Raw genomic sequence first — 20,679 nt, forward strand, 5'->3', positions numbered from 1 at the left:
GCCTTGCTGCAGCTAGCCTTTGCCAACCTCAAGGCATATTCACGCCGCTTCATCGCGGTCACGCTCGCGGTCATGATCGGCACCGCCTTCCTGGCCGCCACCCTCATGGTCAACGCCTCGGCCACCGAAACCCTGAAAAACAGCATCGGGTCCTCCTACTCCGGCGCCGACCTGGTCATCGGTGCCGACCACATGGCCGAGATGGCCGACGGGGACGAAGAGAAGACCGAAACCTACGTGCTCGGATCGAAGGCCCTGGAAGCAGTCGAAGGAACCGACGGAGTGGACGCGGTCCACGGGGTCACCGGCACCGGGGTCAGCGTCCGCGCCGGAAGTCGCCAGTACTACGCCTCGGTGAACACCGCTGCCACCGACAAGCGGCTGAGCAGCACGGTGCTCGAATCCGGAGCCCTGCCCACCGGCCGCGAACAGGTGGCCGTCGACGCCACCTACGCCAAGGAATACAACATCTCCGTGGGGGACATCCTCGACGTGGGAACCGCCACCGACGAGGGCAAGGAAATCAGCCAGCACGTGAAGGTCACCGGCATCACCGCGGCCTCCAACGATCCGATGACCGGCTCGGCCATGAACCTCACCGCCAGCCAGTCCCTGCTTGATTCCCTGTCCGGCCCGGGCGACACCTCCTACAGCCACATCATCCTGGCGGCGAAGGACGGCACCGACCTGCAGGCGCTCAAGGCGCCGATCGCCGCCGCTCTTGAGGCAACCGGCCTGAAGTACTTCCAGGTCAAGACCCCCGACGAACAGATCGTGGACGACGTCGCCGCGTTCTCCGGCGGCAACGACCAGCTGACCATCGTGCTGTTGGTCTTCGCGCTCATCGCCTTGGTGGTCACCGGGCTGGTGGTCATGAACACCTTCGCCGTGCTGATCGCCCAGCGAACCCGCGAGCTGGCACTCATGCGCACCCTGGGCGCGGTTCGCAAACAGATCCGTTCCTCGGTGCTCATCGAGGCACTTGTCGTCGGACTGCTGGCCTCGGTGCTCGGCGTGCTGATGGCCACGGGAATCATGGCCGCGCTGATCAAGATCCTGGCCAGCACCGTGTCCGAATTGTCCTTTGCCACCCTGGCCGTCACGTCCCAGGCCATCATGCTGCCGATCATTGCCGGCACCGCCATCACCCTGGTCGCCGCGTGGATGCCGGCGCGCAAGGCCATGTCCGTCGCCCCGCTGGCCGCACTGCGCCCGGCCGACGACGCCACGGTGGGCAACAAGGCCGGCAAGCTACGCATCGTCTTCGGTGCGCTGCTGGTGTCAGCAGGCGCCGCGGCACTCGCCTACGGGGCCATCGAAGGAAACATCCTCATTGCCTTTGGCGGCGGGCTGCTCTCCTTCCCCGGAATCCTGATGCTCGGCTCGCTCTTCCTGCCCAAGGCCGTCTCGGTGATCGGGGCGCTCACTTCCGGCGGAACCGTCCCGGGCAAGCTGGCCAGCCTGAACGCGGTCCGCAACCCCGGGCGCACCACGGCCACCGCCACGGCGCTGCTGATCGGCGTGACCCTGGTGTCCATGATGATGGTCGGGGCCCAGACGGCGAAGTCCTCCCTCGGCGAGGCGCTGGGCAGCGAATTCCTGGTGGACGTCGAGGTCAACGACTACAACTCCGGCACGTCCTTCGCCCCCGAGGCCCTGGCCGAGGTCAAGGCCATGAACGGCGTCGAGGGGCTCGCGGAGCTCACGCGGGTGGGCAACTCGGAGACCGGGCAGGAAATCTTCGCCACCGACCCCGGGACGCTCAAGTCCGTGCTCAACAGCAGCAAGCTGGTCCCCGGCACCGGGGAAGTCCTGGTCTCCTCCAACAACGAGGGCAAGACCATGGAAGCCACCGGCTTAGACGGCCAGGCGGCAAAGCTGAAGATGCTCGTCACCGAAAGCAACTCGCTGCAGCCCGTCGTCGGCTGGGACACCGCGACCTCCCTGCTGGGAGTGACCAAGGAATCGGTGGCCAAGGACCCCAACGCCCGCACGGTCCTGTGGCTGAAGGTCGATGACCAGCTAGACACCGCCGCGCTGCGCACGCTGCAGACCGACATGGCGGACACGTTGAACGTGGACGAATACGCCGTGGGCGGCGGCGTCATGGAAAAGCAGATGTTCAACACCGTCATCGACATGCTGCTGATGATCGTCTCGGGCCTGCTGGCCGTCGCGGTGCTGATCGCGCTGATCGGCGTGGCCAACACGCTGAGCCTCTCGGTGCTCGAGCGCACCCGGGAGAACTCGCTGCTGCGGGCCCTGGGCCTGACCCGGGGACAGCTCAAGAAGATGCTGGCCACCGAGGCCGTGCTGATCGGCGGGGTCGCCGCCCTGCTGGGCGTGCTGCTCGGATCCGCCTACGGCCTGTTGGGTGCCCAGTCGGTCATGGGCGCCTTCGGTGCCATGAGCGTCTCCATCCCGTGGCTGCAGCTGGCCGGGGTCATCGCCGTGTCCGTGGTTGCCGCGCTGGCCGCCTCGATAGTCCCGGCCCGCCGGGCCGCGAAGCTGGCTCCGGTGCAGGGGATGGCCAGCGAATAGCGGCCGGCCGAATCCAGCCCAGGGGGTCCTGCTCGAGGTCGAGCAGGACCTTCCGCGTCTTCGGCCGGTCCAGCAGTCCGTCGGCATTATCGGTCTGGTCAACCGTGATATGTTCGGTTTGTTCTGCCCGCCCGGACCATGATCGACGTCGACACCGGCATCGCTTGCGGTACGTTTTTGGCGGTCGATGTGAGTAGCTGGAAGGCTGGGGATGAGACGGTTCTGGACACGCCTGACGGTGGTGCTCACGTTGATACTTGGTGTGAACTACATCGGTTGGCGTTGGGCGGCCTCGCTGAACTGGGACGCCTGGTGGATCGCGGTCCCGTTGGTCGTCGCCGAGACCTACAGCCTGATCGACGTGGCCCTGTTCGGCATGACGGTGTGGCGCCTGAAGGAACGCAAGGCGGCGCCTCCTCCGCCACCGGATGCGACGGTGGATGTCTTCGTCACCACCTACAACGAGCCGCTGGAGATGGTCATGAACACGGCGCTCGCCGCCGCCCGCATCCGGCACCCGCACAGCACCTGGATCCTTGACGACGGCGACCGGCCCGAACTGCGGCAGCTGGCGGCCGATCACGGGCTCGGGTATGTCACCCGAGGCGAGGACTGGGTCAATAAGCCGCGGCACGCCAAGGCGGGAAACCTGAACAACGCCCTGATGGTCACCGAGGGAGAATTCCTGCTGATCCTGGATGCCGACCAGGTCCCGGAACCGGACATCCTGGAAAAGACCCTTGGCTATTTCAACAACCGGAAGGTCGCGCTGGTCCAGACCCCGCAATACTTCACCAATGTCCCCGACGACGACCCGCTGGGCAGCCAGGCACCGCTCTTCTACGGGCCCATCCAGCAAGGCAAGGACGGCTGGAACGCCGCCTTCTTTTGCGGCTCCAACGCCGTGCTGCGCCGCGAGGCCCTCATGGAACTCGGACTGCTCGGCTACGTCCAGGAGACCGAAAAGAGCGTTCGCCGGGCACTGGCCGCCTCCAAGAAGGCCATCCGTCAGGCCCGGAAGGCTGCCGATGCCGGCTCGCCCCTGGTCGGTGCGATGCTCGACGAGGTCGAGGCCGCCATCGCCCAAGCCGACAGCCAGCTGGCGGCCGGAAAGTCGCTCAGCGAACTCACCTACGGGGTCCAGCGCAAGGTGGATGCAGCCGTCCGCACCCTGGTTCAGGCCGATGTGCACGCGCTGCAGGCGGACCTGGAGGAGATCGCCGCCATGGACCTGGCTGCCGTGGGCGACACCGGGGTCAAGGTGATCACCGACGAAGCCGTGCAACGGCTCTCGGCGCGGGAGTGGTCCCCGCTGGGCGCCATGGAGTCGGTCCAGGCGGTACTGGACGCCTTGACGGTGGAGCGCACCCGCGAGGCACAGCCGCTGATGCCGCTGGCCACCATCTCAGTCACCGAGGACATGGCCACCGCCATGCGCATGCATGCCCGCGGCTGGCAGAGCGTCTACCACCACGAGATCCTCGCCTACGGGCTGGCCCCGGAGGACATCGGCACCATGATGACACAGCGCCTGCGCTGGGCCCAGGGAACCATGCAGGTGCTGCTGCGGGAAAACCCGCTCACCCAGCGGGGCCTGAAGTGGGGCCAGCGGCTGATGTACTTCGCCACGATGTGGACCTACCTCAGCGGGTTCGCCGCCATCATCTACTTCGCCGCCCCCGTGGTCTATTTACTGCTGGGCATCCTGCCGGTTGCCAGCCTCAGTGCCGACTTCTTCCTCAGGTTCATCCCGTTCATGGTCGTGAACCAGCTGCTCTTTGCCGTCGCCGGACACGGCATCCCCACGTGGCGGGGCCAGCAATACAGCCTGGCGTTGTTCCCGACGTGGATCAAGGCCTGCACCACGGCGGCACGGAATGTCTGGTTCGGGCGTCCCCTCGGTTTCGCCGTCACCCCGAAGGACCGCCAGGAGGGCGGGCCGAGCTGGAGCCTGATCCGACCGCAGATCGCGGTGGCGGTGCTTCTGGCGCTCGCCGCCGTTGCCGGAATCGTGCGCCTTGCCGCGGGTTTGGCCGAACCGGTCGGTACGCTTGTCAACGTCGCCTGGGTTGTCTTTGACCTGCTGGTGCTCAGCGTCCTGTACAAGGCCGTGCGGTACCGGGGCCATGCGCCTGGCGAGAATTAGCCCGATCCAACCGACGCGTCGCCGGATTCCCCGGATGAACAAAGAAAGGCACCTCGATGGAGCTTAAACACCAGGCCAGCGGGTCGTATACGGAGGTCACGGCCTCCGGAAGGTTGAACATGGTTTCCGCGCCCACCCTCAGGGCGTACGTGGGCGAGGTCGTGGCTTCCGGCTCGAACCGCATCGTCGTGAACCTGGCGCAGACCACTTTCATGGATTCCTCCGGGCTCGGTGCACTGATCGGATGCCTGAAGGCGGCCCGGCAGGCGGGCGGGGACCTGCGCATCGCGGCCGTCCAGCCCCAGGTGCAGATGGTCCTGGAACTGACCAGCATGGACCGCGTGCTGACCTCGTACGTCTCGGCCGAGGAGGCCTTCGGCAATGAATGAGCCGATTGCCAGCCGCAGCTTCCGCGAACAGGCCGTCCCGGAGTCCATCGAGGCAATTCATGTCCTGCTCGACGAGCTGTGGGCAGATGCACCCTTCGTCCCGGACCTGGACCGGATGACCTTTGCCACCGCGGTGATCGAGGCAGCCTCGAACATCGTCCAGCATGCCCAGCCGGAATTCCCGACGCCCGTGGACCTGGGCGTCGACATCAGCGTCAGGACCCACAGCCTGCGGGCGGAAATCAGTGCCTTCGGTGCCGCCGACCCCCAGTTGGCTACCGAGGCCAACGGGATGCCCGGCCCGGAGGCGGAATCAGGACGCGGACTGGCCCTGATCCGCGCCCTGGTCACCACCGTGACCTTTGCCCGGCAGGACGGGACCAACACCTGGATCCTGTCCCGGGACTCGACGCCGCATCCATGAGGAGGACGACCCTGTGACCGCCGCACGAGTTTTGGTGGGACTCGATGAGCTTTCCCCGTTGCGCAAGCAAGTACCCTTCGCGGCGCTTTTCGTGGCGGCCGCCCTGATGTCCATGGCGATACCGACCGTGGTCATCACCAGTCCCGTCTCCCTGATGGCGGGACTCGTGCTGGTGGCCGTGGCAACCGTGCTGGCCGTGGTCTTCCACGGACCAAGGTTGCTGCGTTTTGCCACCATTGTTCCTGCTTTGGACTTCGTGGCCGCAGGGTTTCTGCGGCACGGGACCGGCGAATCGCACTCGATCTATTCCTCCCTGCTGCTGTTGCCGGTGCTCTGGTTCGCTTCCAGGCCGGGGCGCCGGTACGTCCTTTATTCCGTGCTGGGGACCATCGTGACGGTCCTGATTCCCTTCGCACTCGGCGCCCACCTGGAGAACAACCCCAATGAGCTGGCGCGCGGCATCTTCAGCGCAACGGTATTTGCCGTGGGCGCGGCCGTGGTCAACGAGCTGGCCGCGCGGGCCCGCCTGCGCCTGGGCAGTGCCCGCGCGGAAGCCGCCGCGGCATCGGAAGAGCTCAGCCGGGCCGCGCAAATCCAGAAGTTCCTGCTGCCCAAGGAAGCCGCCATCCTGGACGGCTATGAGACGGCCGGGGCCTGTATTCCTTCCAAGGCCGTCGGCGGGGATTTCTTCGACTGGTACGCGATCGACGGGGGACTCGGGTTCACATTGGGCGACGTCATGGGCAAGGGTGCCGGGGCGGGGATGATCGCGGCAACCACCCGCGCCGTCATCCGCAGCGCCCGAAACAGCGACGACCCGGTGAAGGCATTGGACTTGACGTCGGACTGCCTGGCCACCGAACTGAGCGAGGCGGCAGCGTTCGCCACGCTCTTCCATGCCAGGCTCCGAGCGAGCGACGGCAGGGTCTTGTTTTCCGATGCGGGCCACGGACTGAGCCTGCTGATCCGCGGTACCGGGACGTGGGAGCGACTGACCTCGCATGAACTTCCGGTGGGACTGATGCCCGAGGCAACCTGGACGTCTCGGGAAATCCGGCTCGCGCCGGGCGACATGATCGTCAGCTTCAGCGACGGGGTGCTGGACCTCTATGACGGAACCCTGGCCGCCATCGACGAGGTTGCTGCGCTGGCGCTGAACGCCGACTGCGCCCAGGACATAGTGGACGCTGTCCACAAGATGGCCTCCGGAAACAGCAATCCCGACGATGTCACGGTCTTGGCAGTGCGCCGGTCCGAGCTGAATACCGCGGTTGCCCGGAACCCGGGCCTTGAAGACGGGCGCGCCCTGTCGTCGGTGTCCGAGGCCTAGGAAATCCGGTCAGCGCAAACTGTCGTGTTCGAGCTCGAGCAGGACCTTTTTGGCGTCCAGGCCGCCGAGGTAGCCGCCGAGGGATCCGTCGCTGCGCAGCACCCGGTGGCAGGGGACCAGGATCGGCAGCGGGTTGGTGGCGCAGGCGGTGCCCACGGCCCGCACCGCCGCCGGGCGACCGGTCAGCGCTGCCATCTCCTTGTAGCTGGAGGTGTGCCCGTAGCCGATGTTCGGCAGGGCCAGCTGGACCTGAAGCCGGTAGCCGCGCGAAAGCCGGTGGTCGAGGGAAAGCTCGAAGCCCGTCCGCGCATGCGCGAAGTACTCATCGAGCTGGGCCGCCGCCGCATCAAGCGGTGCGGCGCGGTGCAGCACCCGCACCCCGACCTTCTGCGCCAGGGTCCCGAGCACCGCATCGAAGTCCTCGGCGGCGAAGGCGACGCGCACGATTCCGCGCTCGGTCGCGGCCAGCATCAGCTGCCCCACCGGGGAGTCCACCAGCCGGTAGGAAACGTCGATCAGCCCCTCGGCCGCGGCCCGCTCGGCCAGTCGCTGCCGCAGGACATCCATCTCGTGCATGGCAAGTTCGCTCATGATTCTTCCTCCGCTTCTTGGTGTTGGCTGCGCAGGGCCTTGATGCCGTCCGCGGCGGCCCGGCGCAGCGAGGCGGGATTGCCGCCCAAGTACGCCGGGATGTCCGCATAGGGGAACCCGAGCAGGTAGTGGTAGCCGATGACCTTGCGTTGCAGCTCGCTGAGCGAGGCCAGCGATTCCAGCAGCTCCAGCTGGCCCAGGCCTTCGGGAAGCACCACGGTTTCCGGGAGCTCCTCGGTGGGCACGGGGTGGTTGGAGCGCAGGATGTCGATGGCCTTGCGCTTGGCGATGGTGATGAGCCACGCCTCGAGGTTGGCGCCGACGGCCAGGGACGGGTAGGCGCGCAGGGCCGCCAGGAACGTTTCGCCCCAGGCGTCCTGCGCATCGGGTCCCGGGCCCAGCAGGGCGGTGCACATGCGCAGCACCGCGGTGCCGTGCCTGCGCACCACCAGCTCGAAGGCGGGGTTCGTTGTCATCTCCACACCCTGTAAACGCGCCGGGACACCATTGTGTGAGGTGCTATCGCAAAATGATGCTCGTGGCCACGGCCGGGGAGCGGCCCGAGGCCACGAATCCGGAGACGTTGGATTCGGGGTGCTTGATGATGTCGCACACCGAACCCAGGTGACGGGACAGATCGATCTTGTCCTCCGGGGCCGCGAGCAGCAGCTGGAACCCGAACTCCTGCAGCGCGTTGATGCCGGCGGCCGCGTATTCGGAGTTCGCCTGGATGAAGGCCTCGTCGATCATCACGGTGCCGTAGGCGGTGAACCCGGCGGTGGCGAAGCCCAGCTGGTAGGCCAGGGCGGCGCCCATGATGAAGGAGGTGAAGCGCTGGCCCTCGCCGCCCGAAAGCGTTCCGGGCTCCAGGCCGGTCTCGACCTCTCCGTTGGGCTTGTGCTCGTTGCAGCTGATGCTCACGTGCTGGCGCACGTCCAGCACGGTGTCGCGCCAGGCCGCGCGCGAGGAGTCGTCCAGCGCATCGACCAGGGCCTCGAGCGCCTTGTAGCTTTCGCTCAGGGTTCCGGCCCCGCGCGAGGAATACGCCCCGGCCAGGGCGTCCTTCAGCGCCTGGCGGAACGCGCGGGCCTCGTCGGGGATCGTCGTGGCGACCTCGAGGGCCAGCTTTGACCCGTGCTCGAAGGTGACATCGGCGAGGATCTGGTTCAGCGGGGAGATGCGCTCGGCAATCGAGCGGCGCTCCTCCTCCAACAGCTGCAACAGGTCCGAGAAGCGCTCGTAGGAGCGGTTGGAGAAGTACTCGCGGAACTCCTCCTCGTGCTGCGGCAGCCCCTGCTCGATGATGCCCTGGTGCAGGGCGACATAGTGTTCGGCCGCCTCCACCGAGGTGCCGAAGCTGACGGCCGCGGAATTTCCGAACTCGCGGGCGAAGGCCCGGAAGGTGTCCTTCAGCGAGGCCTCCAGTGTGTAGGCCTCGCGCTTGAGCTCCGCCCCGGATTCGGACAGGGCCAGGGCCAGCGCGTTCAGCGCGGCCTCCAGCTCGGCGGTGCCCACCGGTGAGCCCTCGTCGAGCCGGGCGACCAGCGGAGCCAGCTGCTCGCTGGCGGCCAGCTTTTCGGCGGCCCAGTCCTCGGTCGCGGTGTCGCGCACGCCGGCGGCGCGCAGCGCTGCCTGTGTCTTGTCCAGGGCTGCCGACAGCGTGGTCGCCTCGGCGCGGGCCACGGCCAGGGTGCCCACGCATTCCTCGAGCTCGGCACGTGCCGACTCCAGGGAGCGGCGCACGTGGGAAAGGTCCCCGGACTTGGACAGCGCCTCGGCCATGCGCGCCTCCAGGTCCTGCAGGACGTGCAGGGCGCCCGAGGCATCCAGGGAGGCGAAGGTCCGGTCGTCGCTGGCCAGGGTGCCCAGCAGCGCCAGCTTCGCGGCCAGCTGGTCCTTGGCCGCGGAGCGCTCGTCTGCAACCGAGGCGGCGCGGGCGGTCTCGGCCTCCAGTTTCGCCAGCTTGGTCTCGAGCTCGGAGATCTTCTCCGCGTTGGTGAAGCCGAGCAGGTAGTCGGAGGCGGCCACGCCGCGGGTGTCGCGCTCGAAGGTTCCCGAGCCGGTCTTGATGGTTCCGGCCAGGGAGATGGCCTTGTCGTGGATGTGCAGGCCGGCATCGGATTCGACGCAGGCCAGCGGGTAGTCGGCGGCGATCTTGGCGCGCAGCCAGGTGCCTGCAGGGGAATGCTTGAAGTCGAGCTTTCCCACCAGGTCCCCGGGGCCGGCGGCGACCTCGCGCGGGGTCTTGGAGATGTCCATCCAGCGGATCCGGCCCAGGCCGGAGAGTGAATCGATGGCGCGGGTGACGGCCTTGATGTCCTCGCCGCGCACCAGCAGGGTGGTGGCCAGGGAGCGCAGGGCCTTTTCGGCCGCGGGCCGCCACTGCCCGTGGGCGGGGGAGAGATCGATCAGCTCGCCGGCGAAGGGCAGGTCCTCGATGTCCAGCTTCGTGGAGGCGGCGATGGCACGGCGGGCGGCAATGGACCGATCGTCGATGTTGGAGCCGCGCTTGGCGTAGGAATCGATCTGGAGCCGCAGCTTGTTGGCCCGGTCCTTTAGGTTCATGACCGAGGCCATGGCCTCGTACTCCATGGTGCGCGCGTCCTTGGCAATCGAGGCAAGGTTCTCGGCGCTGACCGCGGCCTGCCGGCGCATGGCCTGCAGTCCCGAGGCGGTGAACGTGAAGTTCAGCCCCACGGCCTCGAAGTTCTCGCGCAGCGTGCGCAGCACGGCCTCGCGGTCGGCCAGGTTCTTGCGGGCCGCCTCGGCCTCGCGCTCCAGCACCGCCAGCCCGGCGCCGCCGCCGGCCTCGTGCTGCTCGTTCAGCGAGGCGACCCTGGTTTCCAGCGTGGCCTTGCGGACGCCGCTTTCCTCGATCAATGCCGTGTTGGCCTCGACCGCGGCGGTGAGCATGGCGGTTTCGCCGCGCAGCGCGCGGGTCGCCAACTGCGCCCCATAGGCCGGAAGCTGCGTGGTGACCAGGGAGTTGAGGGTGGCGAGCTCGGCGTTCAGCTCGTCGTGGCGCAGCTTCTGCTCGGGCACCGATGCCAGAGCGTCGCGCTGGGCGCGGGCCTCCTCGAGCTGGCGGTGGATGCCGCGCAGGTGGGAGAAGTCCTCGATGGCGCCGGCGGCGGCCTTCATGGTCGCGGGGATTTCCAGCACCTCGTAGCGGAAGAACTGGTTCACGCCCTTGTCCAGGCCCTTGCCGTTCTGCAGGGTGCGCAGCAGGGAGAACGCCTTGTCGTTGTCGATCCCCAGGCGGCGGCGGAACTTCTCGGCGAAGGCGCGGTGCACGTCGAAGGCCTCGAAGCCGGGCAGCGACTTCTGCAGCGAGGAGGGGGTGAAGCGCCGTGCCCCGTGATCTTCCAGGGCCGCGGTGTCCAGCACCCGGTCGCCCATGACGTAGTGCTTGCCGACCTGGCCCTCCAGCCCGTTGGCGGGCAGGTCGAAGATCGCGCCGATGCACACGTTCGAGCCCAGCCCGTCCTCGTACACCAGGGCCAGGGCGCTCCAGGTGGCGCCGGGGCGTTGGTAGAGCGTGCCGGCCTCGGTCTTGAAGCGGCGCCCGCGCATGTAGGAGTACGTGGTGCGGCGGTCCTTGCGGGTGGAGGCCTCGTGCGCGGACTCGTTGAGCCTCGGGGCGGCATGGAAGATGTGCCCGATGCCGTCGAAGAGGGTCGACTTGCCCACGCCGGGGTGCCCGGTGAGCAGGGTCCCGGCACGGTCGACATACAGGGTGTGCCGGCCGTGGAAGGTGCCCCAGTTGATGACCTGGATCTGGGTGAGCCGGTGCTGCCCCGGGTTCAGCGCGTCGGAGAGCGGGAGGGTCATTTCAATGCTCATAGCTCTTCTGTCTCCAACTCGAATTCTTCGGTGTCATCGGTGCCCACGCGTTCAATGGCCTTGATGTAGTCGGGGATTTCCTCGATTCCGGCAAAGGGCAACGCCAGCGCCAGGGCCCCGGAGACCTTGTACTCGTCGCCCAGCTCGGTGGGGAGGATGAGCTTGAGGTTCAGCAGCCGGGTCAGGGCCGCATCGGTGTTCTCTTCCAGCTTCTTGTCATCGGTGTCCCCGGGGGCGCGGTGTTCCAGCAGGATTTCCCGCGCGGCTTCCCGGGTGATGACCGCGTCGGTGCCCGAGCCGGCGTGGCGTTCAAGCAGCAGCCGCAGGCGCAGGGCCAGCAGGGTCTCCTCGCGTTTCAGGGGGCGGCGCGGGGCGATCGCGGTGGTGTGCGCGGCCTCCAGGTCCACCGGGCTCAGCAGCGCGATCTTGCGGCCGGCGTCGACCTCGAGCACCAGGAAGATCTCGGCGACGTAGGCGGCGATGTCGGCCCGCCTATCCAGCACCAGTTGCCAGAGCCGCGGCTCTGCGACGCCGTCCAGGTAGGGGCCGCGCAGCAGGCGCACCAGCAGCTGGCGCAGCGGCAGTTCGAAGGAACCGGTGTCGCCCTCGAAGAGGCGGCGTTCGTCGACGGCGCCGGTGGGAAGTGGGCTGCTCATGCGGGATCCTTCGTGAAGCTCATGGCCGGCACCAACGCTGTGCGGGTGGCGCCGTCGACCTGGGTGAAGCTGATTTCCTCGAGGGCGGACTCGTCGATGTGGTCCCCGCCGTTGCGGGCCGTCTCGATGAGGAACCTGATGGTGTTCAGGTGCCGGTGTTCATCGCCGAGGCTGTTGTAGGTTTCGCGCAGTCCCGCCGAACCGCCGGAGGCGGCGCGCAAAGCGGCGATCGCGTTCTTCAGCGCGGGGATGTCGGGGCCCGGGGTGGAGGGGGTGCGCCTGATGTCGGCGATCGACAGCGGCGGCGGGGCGGCCAGCTTGGGCGGGGCGACGTGTTCGTCGGGGTCGTAGATGCCCAGCGCGGCGATCGAGGTGAAGCGCGGGGCGTAGAGCCGGATCGGGGCCACCGGGGTGCGCGAGTGCAGGGCGCGGGAGGAGGCCACCGCAACTTCCGCGGCCCGCACGGCCTCGCGCAGGATGGCGGCTTCCTTGAATTCGGCCGATTGCACGTAGGCGTGCAGCGATTCGGAGAGCCGGCCGTAGGACTGGTGGACCTCGGAGGCCTGGCGGCGCAGTTCGCGCAACAGGTTGGCCAGGGTGTGGCGTTCCTGGGAGTCCAGGGCGTCCACGAAGTCGCGTTCGAGGACCTCGTTGACCGCCTCGCGGAAACGGGCCTGGGCCTCGGGGGAGTTCAGGAACTCGGTGAAGCCGCGGAAGGTCTCGCCCTGCGGGGTGCTGCGCAGCTGCTTGTCGCCCTCCAGCACCGCGCCGACGGCAACGCCCTTGACGGAGGAGGACTCCATGATTTCCCCGCGCAGGGCGTGGAGCATCTCCTGGACTCCGTCGCGCATGCGCTTGAAGTCGGCCGGCAACCCGGAGGCCATGTCGAGCACCGAGCGGGTCGCGGCGAGCGCGCCCTCGCGGGGCAGCACCGCCGGGGAGGTCCCGTCGCGCAGCGAGGCGATCTTTTCCTGGCGCTGGGCGATCTCCGCCTCCAGCGCACGGATGCGCGCGGCGGGGTCCGGATCGGTCTCGTGGGCCAGGGATTCCAGGGAGGTGAGCAGGGTGTTCAGCCGCGAGGAGTTCAGGTTGGTCCGGTCCCCGGAGAAATCGGAGAGGAACTTCAGCACGCGTGCGGTCTGTGCCGTCGGTTCGTAGACGAAGTGCCCGTCGACCAGCGGACGGGCCAGGAACTGGTTGCGCACCCAGGCATCGGCATACTGGGCGGCGCCCATCGAGTCGTTGAATGCCGGGTCCTCGGAGCGCACGACCTTCAGGAAGGATTCGAGGGAGGCATGGAAGACCTCCAGCCCCACGCGGGGCTTGGCGCTGGTGAATTCGGCGCGCAGGAAGGCCACGGCCCAGGGCGCGGTGGAGAGCAATTTCCAGGCGGCGGACGACCTGAATTGTTGCGTCTGACTCCACAGCGGGCTCGCCTGGTGGGTAGGTCGCATCACGGTCCTTTTGCTGGGGATTGACCAAACAATCCTAGTCCATCGGCGCGCCGATTTAAGGTCGGTCCCCAACCCGGTAGGGTCGGTTGAACCACACCGGTGACCGGGCCGTGGGATGGATTTTCGTTCCGGCCCGGGATATATGGGAGGGAAAGTGATGAAACCACGTCCCCGCCTGGGTGCTGCCGCCGCCGTGATGACGGCCTCGGGACTCGTCCTGTCCGGGTGCGTCCCGCCGCCCTATATTCCCCCGAGCCAATACGACCCGACCTCCATCGGTTCCGCCCCGCAATCCCTTGTTTCCCCCGGCCAAGACGTCGAAGGGCCCACCGAGGCGGAGCGAATCGAGATGGCCGCAAAGCTGGCGGCCGGATACGACTACGCCGCGGCGAGAAAGACGCTTGCCGGGATCGAGGGGCCAGCGGCCCAGGATGCACGCGCAGGTGTCGATACGGCCGAGGCAAGGGCGGTGGTGTGGGAAGACAGTTCGAGGATCCCGCACCTTTTTGTCCACTCGCTGATTGTGGATCCCCGGCGGGCCTTTGACGGGGATTCGCGCCAGCAGGGCTACCTGGATTACATGCTCACCCTGGGCGAGTTCAAGAAGATGGTCGCCGAGCTCCACCGCCGCGGCTTTGTGCTGGTGAATCCGGCGGACATTGCGGCGGTGGGTGCCAACGGAAAGATGAACTACCGGGACATCCGGCTGCCCCGGGGCAAGAAGCCGCTGGTGCTCTCCCAGGACGACGTCAACTACTACGAATACATGCAGGGCGACGGGTTCGCCACCAGACTGGTGGTCGACGAGGGCGGCAAGGTCAAGAACGAGTACGAGGATGCCGCAGGCAAGAAGCACATCGGAGCCTACGACATGGCCCCGGTCATCGACGAGTACGTCGAGAAGCATCCCGACTTTTCCTACCGCGGCGCCAAGGGGGTGCTGGCCCTGACCGGCTACAACGGGGCGCTGGGCTACCGCACTTCGAAGAGCGAATATGCCGGATCCAAGACACTGGCGACCGACATCGAGTCGGCCACCAAGGTCGCGACGGCGTTGAAGGAAAACGGCTGGGTCTTCGCCTCCCACTCCTGGGGGCACCTCAACATGACCGAGAGCTCGGCCAAGCGCATCAAGCACGACCTGGAACTGTGGGATGCCGAGGTACGACCCATCCTCGGGGACACCGACCAATTCATCTTCCCCTTCGGGGCCGACATTTCCGGCGTTCCCCAGTACTCGGGCACCAAGTACGAGATGCTCAGGAACGACGGGTTCGACTTCTTCTACGGCGTCGATTCCACCACGCCGGCCTGGATGCAGACGGGCGGGCGCTACCTGCGGCAGGCACGCATCAACGTCGACGGCCTGCAATTCGCCAAGGAAAGGCGCGGGGACCGGCCGGTCCTGAAGAACTTCTTCGACGTCAAGAAGGTCATCGACCCCCGGCGGCCGAAGCCGAAGTAGGGGAGGCGGGCCTAGCGGGCGACCTGGAATTCCTCGCTGTCGATGGTCTTCTGCTGGTGGACGTTGTAGCGCGCCCCGGCAATCGTGGACTGGTTGATGATCTCCCCGGCCTCCGCCACCTCGGCGGTCGAAAGCGAGAGACGGAGCGCTCCGAGGTTCTCGGCGAAGTGGCCGGGGTTCTTGGTTCCGGGGATGGCGTGGACGTGCTCGCCCTGCGCCAGAACCCAGGCCAGGGAGAGAGCGGCGGCGGTGGTCCCCAGCCGGGTCGCCAGCCGCGCGAGGCGGTCGACCAGCTCGAGGTTGTGCGGGTAGTTTTCCTCGCTGAAGCGCGGCATGTGATGCCGCATGTCGCCTTTGGCCAGCGCGTCGATGCCACGCAGGTTGCCCGAAAGGTAGCCCCGGTACAGCGGGGAGAAGGCCACGAGCGCGGTCCCCAGTTCCTTGCAGGCCTGCACCATCCCCAGTTCGGGGTTGCGGGTGGCCAGCGAGTATTCGTTTTGCACCGCGGCAATCGGGTGCACCTCGTGGGCCGTGCGCAGCGTGGACACCGAGACCTCGGACAGGCCGATGCCGCCGATCTTTCCCGCCGCCACTGCCTCGGCCAGGGCGCCGACGGAGTCCTGGACCGGGACCTCGGGGTCGAGCCGGTGCAGGTAGTACAGGTCGATGCGCTCGGTCTGCAGGCGCTGCAGCGAGGCGTCGACCTGTGCCCGGAGTGTCTCGGGGCGCCCGTCGATCTCCCCGCGGCCGTCGACCAGCGCGAGCCCGCCCTTGGAAGCCAGCAGGTATTCGCCGCGGCGCTTCTTCAGGTGTTGCCCGATGAGGTTTTCGCTGCGGTGCCCGCCGTAGAGAGTTGCGGTGTCAAGGTGGTCGACCCCGGAATCCAGCACCTCGTGCAGCAGCCGCCCGGCCTCCTGGTCGGTGGGGAAGTCCGAGTAGCCATGGGAGATGTTCATGGCCCCGAAGCCCAGGGGATTGACGTTCTTGCCGGCCAGTACGCGCGTAGTCATGCGTTCATTTCTAGCATGCCGTGCGGCGCGCCCCGCCATCACGGCGCATCACTTCGTCATGCTGGCCGGCCCGGGGTTTCCCGCGACGCCGGGTGTTCCCGCGGCAGGATCCCGGTGAGGTGCGTCGTCCCGGCGGCGGTGGCCCGGCACCGACGATCGTGCCCCGAGGCGGCTGGAAGCCAGCGGGGTGGACCGGCGCGCGACGGCACGCGGGTTGCGCAGAAGTTCGACGGCCAGCGCGTGGCTGGCGGCCGGCTTGGCGGTGAAGATGCGGCCATCCAGCGGTGTCCTTGGAATGCTCATGCCCCCACCTTCGCCGATGAACGTGTCCCCTCGGCGAACCCGACGTGAAGCCCCGGGGTCGCCGCCGGGTTGTCCAGTCCGGCGGCTCAGGAGCCCAGGGCCAGGAACGCCCCGAGCTGCGCGAACGCGGCGGGGGTGCCGGGCAAGAAGTGCGTGAGTGCGGGGGAGCGCACGATCACCGCGCGCCACTGCCCGCGCGAGACCGCCACGTTGATCCGGTTGCGGTTCAGCAGGAAGTCGATGCCGCGGGCCGCGTCGTCGGCGGAGGAGCACGCCATGGAGACGATGACCACCGGGGCCTCCTGGCCCTGGAACTTGTCCACGGTGCCGACCTTGACGTCCTCCAGGCCGGCCTCGTCGAGTTCGGTGCGCAGCAGGTTCACCTGCGCGTTGTAGGCGGCGACCACCAAGAGGTCCGCGGCGACCAGCGGCCGCGGGGCCTCGCCCTCGCCGCCGATCCAGGACAGTCCGATGTGGGCGCGGACCTGGTTGATGACCTCGTGGGCCTCCTCCACCGAGGCGGTGGTGTTGCCGCGGTGTTCCACCAGCACGGTGGACACCCCGGCGGGCACCTCGGTGAGCGAACGCTGGGCCGCCGCGGAGGCCGACTGCAGCTTGGACTCGTAGCTCAGCGCCGAGACCTTGGAGCACAACTCCGGGTGCATGCGCCACGAGTCGGCCAGGAAGTAGCCCAGCTCCTCGGGCAGGGTGGGGTGCCCGGCGCTGAGCCAGCCCAGCGCGGATTCGTCCACCGGCTGCGGGTGCGAACCCTGGGTGACCTGCGGCAGCTGCTGCGGGTCGCCCAGCAACAGCAGGCGGGTGGCCGCGCGCGATACCGCCAGCGTGTTGGCCAGCGAATACTGTCCGGCTTCGTCGATGACCAGCAGGTCAAGGGAGCCCTCGGGGACCCGCTTGCCGGTCATGGTCCAGGCGGTTCCGCCGATCAGCGCCCCCTGGTCCGAGTTCAGCAGCTCCTCCACCGCGTCGTCGGTGGTGCCGGACCACGGGACCTCGGTCTTGTCCCCGGCCTTCAGTTTCTTGGCGACCTGTTCCGGGTGCACCCCGGCGCCGGTGATGGCCTTGGTGAGCACGTTGTCCACCACCGCGTGTGACTGGGCCACCACCCCGACCTTCCAGCCCTGCTTGACCAGTGCGGCGATGACGTGGGAGGCCACGAAGGTCTTGCCGGTGCCCGGGGGGCCCTGGACGGCAAGGTAGGAATGGTCCAGGTCGAGTAGCGCCTCGACGATGGCGCCCACGATGTTGCGCCGCCCGTCCACGAGCGCCGGGGCCGGCGGGGCCGACAGGGTCTTGAAGCGCGGGGCGGTCTTGCGCAGGATGTCGATGCCCGGGTGCTTCGGCAGGGAGGGCAGGGCGCCGCCGACGGTGCGTGCCAGCTCGGCGAGGGCCTCGCGCAGGGAAGTGGTGTTGATTGGCTGGTCGGGGGTCAGTGCCACCGGCAGCGTCCCGAAGGGCTGCACCTTCTTGCTGGACTTCTCGGCAATGACGAGCCGGTCCTCGTTGTCCCGCACCACCGCATTGAACAGCCCGGCCCGCCCGGCGGTGCTGGGTTCGAGTTCCGGGGGCAGGGGATCGGCATACATGGCAAACCAGGAGCTGCCGACGCGGAAGTCCGATCCCTCGGCCATGGTGCCGGCCAGTTCGGTGACGCGGGTTTCCACCTGGGCCCGGGCCGTGGGCTTGTGCCAGTCCTCAAGCACCGCCGCGTCGTCGACCACGAACACGTTGCGGGTCTCCGCCCAAACATCGAAGGGCTGATCGAGCCGGTCGAAGTGCTCCCACCAGAATTGCTTGGCCTCGCGGCGGTGGTAGCCGGTGGCGGCGGCGACCATGGCGATGGCCCGCTCGTCGTTGCTCAGCGCGCGGTCCTGGGGAAGGGATTCGAGGTACTCGCGCAGCGCGATTTCCTCCGGGCTCGGCTCGACGTCGTCGACCCCGGGCAGGGGAGCCTCGTCCACCCATTCGGTGCGCGGTGCGTGCGGCACCAGGCCCAGCAGCCAGTCGCGCAGCCGCAGCGTGGAGAGGCAGTCGTATTCGTTGTAGTCGCGGATGGATTCCAGGATCCGCCCGGCCTCGGCCCCGTCGATTTCCAGCTGCTCGCAGTACTTGGCGTAGGCGACCACGGAGGCGCCGGCGTCCTTGACGTCCCCGCCGCGCAGGTGCTCGCCCATGTACAGCGGCTCGAGCTTCTTGATCGAATAGGAGCGTTCGGAGATCAGCAGTGAGTGGCGGACCGTGTCATAGAGGTCCACCAGCAGCCCGTCGCGCAGCCACTGGTCGATGGTGTCCTCGTCGACCACGTGGCGCAGCGACAGGTTCCGCAGCGCGCTCTTCTCATAGGGCGCGTAGTGGTAGATCTTCATCTGCGGGTAGATCGCGCGCCGCGCCTCGACGTAGGCGACGAAGTCGGTGAAGGCCTTGCGTTCCTCGGCCCGGGAATGGGCCCAGAAGGGCTTGAAGACCGGTTCGTCCGTGTCGATCTCGATGACCCCGAAGAGGTATTCCAGACCCCAGGACTCGTCAAAAGGGTCCTGCCACAGCGGGTCGCCCTCGAAGTCGAAGAAGATGTCCCCGGTGCTGGGTTCCGGGAGCCGGGAAATGGTTTGGGTGGCGCTGACCTTGTAGGCGACCCCGCCGATGGTTCCGTCGGTGGCGCCGAGCCCGACCTGCATGCGGGCCTGTTCGGCGAGCTTGTGGTGCGGGTCGCGGGTCTTGGTGTTGGAGGCGGCGAGCTCGTCGATGGTGGTGATTCCGGCTTCCATGAGCTTCCTGCGCTTGGCGGTGTTCATGCCGGCGACCAGCAGCAGGTCGCGGTGTTTGGCGACCTGTTCGGCGCAGTAGTCGCAGCGTCCGCAGGCGCCGACTCCGTCCTGGCCCCAGGCGACCGGGTCGGATCCCGCGAGGTGCGCGGACGTGAGGGCCTTGAAACGGGCGCGGCGGTCCTTGAACACCGGTAGCAGCTCGTGCATCCGGTGCACCGAGTGGGTCTTGTCGCCGAGCACCAGGGTGGTTTGCTCGGCCACCGGGATCCCCGCGCTGATGAGCTGGTCGCCGTAGGCGGCCAGCTGGAGCAGGGCGGTGACGCGGGCATGGCGGGCCAGCTTGGTGTCCCACACCGCGTAGGAGCCGTCCGGCTGGCGAACGAGGAAGTCGGCGAAGCCGACGAATTCCCCGTCGAAGAAGGTTGCCTGGAACACCACGTCGGCACCCTTGAGCAGCGCCTGGTGGGTTTCCTCGTGGGCCTGGACCAGCGAGGCCCTGTCCCCGCGGACCCCGGCGGCCAGCATCTTCACGCCGCGGCCGGTGTCGGCGTCGTAGTCGCCGAATTGCCCGCGCAATTCCTCCAGGACCTTGTGTTCGTGGGCGTCGCCGAGCACCGCGGTGCGTTCAAGCATCTCGTCCGGCCCGAAGTCGGCCTTGGCGCTGCGTCCCAGGCGTTCGTCGAGCTTGCTCAGCGAGGCGAACTCGCAGCCGGCTGCCGTTACGAGGTCGGATGCGGAGTAGATCAAATCCTGATCGAGGAAAAACACGGGACGGGTGCTCCTTTGGGGATTGGCGTAGCTTTGAAGCTAACACCTCGGTGCCGACATATTGGTTTTGCCGCCCGGGCCCGGAGGCTGGCTCGGGGACGGGCGGCACCGCGTGTGATGGAGGGCCGCGATCCGTTCAGCCTCGGTCCACCGCCGTGGAAAGCCCCGTGTCCCGGTGCGGGAACCGTGCCGCATTCCCCGTCGGAATGCTGGGAAGCGTGCTCAGTCCTTGGCCAGGTGCCTGAGGACGAATTCCGCGGTGGCCTCGGCGAGCCCGGCCCCGTCTTCGGATACGGTGCGGCCGGAGCGGGCAACCTTGAAAGAGTGGTCACCGCCTTCGAACCACACCAGTTCGCTGGCCTGGTTGAGGTTGGCGACCACGCTGGTCATCAGCGCCTGGTTGGCGAAGGGGTCGCGGGTGCCTTCGAGGAAGAGCATCGGCACCTGCAACGGGTAGAGGTGTTCGTCGCGCAGTTTGTCTTCTTTTTTCGGGGCATGCAAGGGGTAGCCCAGAAATATCAGGGCCTGGGAGTCCATGCCTTCGGCGACGGCCATGGAGGCCATGCGACCGCCAAATGACTTGCCGGCGGCGAACAACGGAAGTTCACCGGAGAGACTCGCGCCGACCCACTCGCGTACTTGTTTCCACGCGTTGACCGCAACGGGTGCACGGTCAGGAAACTTCTTGCCCGCATCCATGTACGGGAAGTTGAAGCGCAGCACCGAAATGCCTTTTTCGGCGACTGCCAGGGCGTAGCCGGCCAGGAAGTCGTGGTCCTTGCCGGCGCCGGCTCCGTGGGCGAGGATCAGAAACGCCAGGGGATTTTCGGCCTCGTCAAGTAATGCGGTGACGCTGTCGGTGCCGCACGGGATGTTCACTTCCTGGCTCATGGGTTCAAGCCTAGATCTTGTTGGCCGGTTGGATCGAACCGATCAGGCGGGTCGGAGGGGATTCCGGGACGGTGTGCCGGACGAG

The 20,679-nt window shown here is 67.7% G+C and carries 15 protein-coding genes; 6 read left to right on the plus strand and 9 right to left on the minus strand.

What is annotated here, in order from left to right:
* The first annotated feature begins 3 nt into the window (after positions 1 to 3).
* From ACIPVK_RS02150 to ACIPVK_RS02170, 5 genes are all read left to right on the plus strand, one after another.
* Positions 4 to 2,541: an ABC transporter permease gene (locus ACIPVK_RS02150; protein WP_407610339.1), complete on the plus strand. Its 2,538-nt coding sequence runs from the start codon at positions 4 to 6 to the stop codon at positions 2,539 to 2,541.
* Positions 2,542 to 2,752: 211 nt separating this feature from the next.
* A complete protein-coding gene (locus tag ACIPVK_RS02155) occupies positions 2,753 to 4,687 on the plus strand; it encodes a glycosyltransferase family 2 protein (protein WP_407610340.1) in 1,935 nt (644 codons plus the stop codon).
* A 56-nt stretch (positions 4,688 to 4,743) separates the two neighbouring features.
* The gene (locus tag ACIPVK_RS02160) at positions 4,744 to 5,076 is read left to right on the plus strand and encodes an STAS domain-containing protein (RefSeq protein WP_407610341.1); all 333 of its coding nucleotides are present in this window, start codon (positions 4,744 to 4,746) and stop codon (positions 5,074 to 5,076) included.
* Positions 5,069 to 5,500 (plus strand): ATP-binding protein, encoded by a 432-nt coding sequence (locus tag ACIPVK_RS02165; RefSeq protein ID WP_407610342.1) that lies wholly within the window; start codon positions 5,069 to 5,071, stop codon positions 5,498 to 5,500. The genes ACIPVK_RS02160 and ACIPVK_RS02165 overlap by 8 nt, the downstream gene beginning before the upstream one ends.
* A 13-nt stretch (positions 5,501 to 5,513) precedes the next feature.
* Positions 5,514 to 6,830 (plus strand): PP2C family protein-serine/threonine phosphatase, encoded by a 1,317-nt coding sequence (locus ACIPVK_RS02170; RefSeq protein ID WP_407610343.1) that lies wholly within the window; start codon positions 5,514 to 5,516, stop codon positions 6,828 to 6,830.
* Between the two features lie 9 nt (positions 6,831 to 6,839).
* Here ACIPVK_RS02170 and ACIPVK_RS02175 read toward each other — a convergent pair whose 3' ends face one another.
* The 5 genes from ACIPVK_RS02175 to ACIPVK_RS02195 are packed head-to-tail and all read right to left on the minus strand — an operon-like array spanning position 6,840 to position 13,374.
* Positions 6,840 to 7,421: a methylated-DNA--[protein]-cysteine S-methyltransferase gene (locus ACIPVK_RS02175; RefSeq protein WP_407610344.1), complete on the minus strand. Its 582-nt coding sequence runs from the start codon at positions 7,419 to 7,421 to the stop codon at positions 6,840 to 6,842.
* Positions 7,418 to 7,897, minus strand: coding sequence for an RNA polymerase sigma factor (locus tag ACIPVK_RS02180; RefSeq protein WP_407610345.1), 480 nt, complete (start codon positions 7,895 to 7,897; stop codon positions 7,418 to 7,420). Before ACIPVK_RS02180 ends, ACIPVK_RS02175 begins: the two co-directional genes overlap by 4 nt.
* A gap of 43 nt (positions 7,898 to 7,940) precedes the next feature.
* Entirely contained in the window at positions 7,941 to 11,264 is a 3,324-nt protein-coding gene (locus tag ACIPVK_RS02185; protein WP_407610346.1) for an ATP-binding protein, read from the minus strand.
* A complete protein-coding gene (locus ACIPVK_RS02190) occupies positions 11,261 to 11,920 on the minus strand; it encodes a DUF4194 domain-containing protein (RefSeq protein ID WP_407610347.1) in 660 nt (219 codons plus the stop codon). The genes ACIPVK_RS02185 and ACIPVK_RS02190 overlap by 4 nt, the downstream gene beginning before the upstream one ends.
* On the minus strand, positions 11,917 to 13,374 hold the full coding sequence (locus ACIPVK_RS02195; protein ID WP_407610348.1) for a DUF3375 domain-containing protein: 1,458 nt from the start codon (positions 13,372 to 13,374) through the stop codon (positions 11,917 to 11,919). Before ACIPVK_RS02195 ends, ACIPVK_RS02190 begins: the two co-directional genes overlap by 4 nt.
* A gap of 157 nt (positions 13,375 to 13,531) precedes the next feature.
* Here ACIPVK_RS02195 and ACIPVK_RS02200 point away from each other — a divergent pair, with 157 nt between their 5' ends.
* On the plus strand, positions 13,532 to 14,839 hold the full coding sequence (locus ACIPVK_RS02200) for a polysaccharide deacetylase family protein (protein ID WP_407610349.1): 1,308 nt from the start codon (positions 13,532 to 13,534) through the stop codon (positions 14,837 to 14,839).
* An 11-nt stretch (positions 14,840 to 14,850) separates the two neighbouring features.
* Here the strand turns inward: ACIPVK_RS02200 and ACIPVK_RS02205 are convergent, their stop codons facing one another.
* The 4 genes from ACIPVK_RS02205 to ACIPVK_RS02220 all read right to left on the minus strand — a co-directional run bounded on the left by ACIPVK_RS02205 (position 14,851) and on the right by ACIPVK_RS02220 (position 20,594).
* Positions 14,851 to 15,849 (minus strand): aldo/keto reductase, encoded by a 999-nt coding sequence (locus ACIPVK_RS02205; protein WP_407610350.1) that lies wholly within the window; start codon positions 15,847 to 15,849, stop codon positions 14,851 to 14,853.
* Positions 15,850 to 15,897: 48 nt separating this feature from the next.
* On the minus strand, positions 15,898 to 16,152 hold the full coding sequence (locus ACIPVK_RS02210; protein ID WP_407610351.1) for a hypothetical protein: 255 nt from the start codon (positions 16,150 to 16,152) through the stop codon (positions 15,898 to 15,900).
* Between the two features lie 86 nt (positions 16,153 to 16,238).
* A complete protein-coding gene (locus tag ACIPVK_RS02215) occupies positions 16,239 to 19,703 on the minus strand; it encodes a TM0106 family RecB-like putative nuclease (protein WP_407610352.1) in 3,465 nt (1,154 codons plus the stop codon).
* 222 nt (positions 19,704 to 19,925) lie between these two features.
* Complete coding sequence (locus tag ACIPVK_RS02220) at positions 19,926 to 20,594, minus strand: alpha/beta family hydrolase (protein ID WP_407610353.1); 669 nt, start codon at positions 20,592 to 20,594, stop codon at positions 19,926 to 19,928.
* Positions 20,595 to 20,679 lie beyond the last annotated feature (85 nt).

It is taken from the genome of Paeniglutamicibacter sp. MACA_103, from assembly GCF_045798555.1.
Taxonomy (GTDB): Bacteria; Actinomycetota; Actinomycetes; order Actinomycetales; family Micrococcaceae; genus Paeniglutamicibacter.

Bases quoted from the DNA above. Each gene is read 5' to 3' on its own strand.
- ACIPVK_RS02155 (WP_407610340.1), top strand. From the start codon at position 2,753: ATGAGACGGTTCTGGACACGCCTGACGGTGGTGCTCACGTTGATACTT.
- ACIPVK_RS02160 (WP_407610341.1), top strand. From the start codon at position 4,744: ATGGAGCTTAAACACCAGGCCAGCGGGTCGTATACGGAGGTCACGGCC.
- ACIPVK_RS02165 (WP_407610342.1), top strand. From the start codon at position 5,069: ATGAATGAGCCGATTGCCAGCCGCAGCTTCCGCGAACAGGCCGTCCCG.
- ACIPVK_RS02175 (WP_407610344.1), bottom strand. From the start codon at position 7,421: ATGAGCGAACTTGCCATGCACGAGATGGATGTCCTGCGGCAGCGACTG.
- ACIPVK_RS02180 (WP_407610345.1), bottom strand. From the start codon at position 7,897: ATGACAACGAACCCCGCCTTCGAGCTGGTGGTGCGCAGGCACGGCACC.
- ACIPVK_RS02185 (WP_407610346.1), bottom strand. From the start codon at position 11,264: ATGAGCATTGAAATGACCCTCCCGCTCTCCGACGCGCTGAACCCGGGG.
- ACIPVK_RS02190 (WP_407610347.1), bottom strand. From the start codon at position 11,920: ATGAGCAGCCCACTTCCCACCGGCGCCGTCGACGAACGCCGCCTCTTC.
- ACIPVK_RS02195 (WP_407610348.1), bottom strand. From the start codon at position 13,374: ATGCGACCTACCCACCAGGCGAGCCCGCTGTGGAGTCAGACGCAACAA.
- ACIPVK_RS02200 (WP_407610349.1), top strand. From the start codon at position 13,532: ATGAAACCACGTCCCCGCCTGGGTGCTGCCGCCGCCGTGATGACGGCC.
- ACIPVK_RS02205 (WP_407610350.1), bottom strand. From the start codon at position 15,849: ATGACTACGCGCGTACTGGCCGGCAAGAACGTCAATCCCCTGGGCTTC.
- ACIPVK_RS02210 (WP_407610351.1), bottom strand. From the start codon at position 16,152: ATGAGCATTCCAAGGACACCGCTGGATGGCCGCATCTTCACCGCCAAG.
- ACIPVK_RS02220 (WP_407610353.1), bottom strand. From the start codon at position 20,594: ATGAGCCAGGAAGTGAACATCCCGTGCGGCACCGACAGCGTCACCGCA.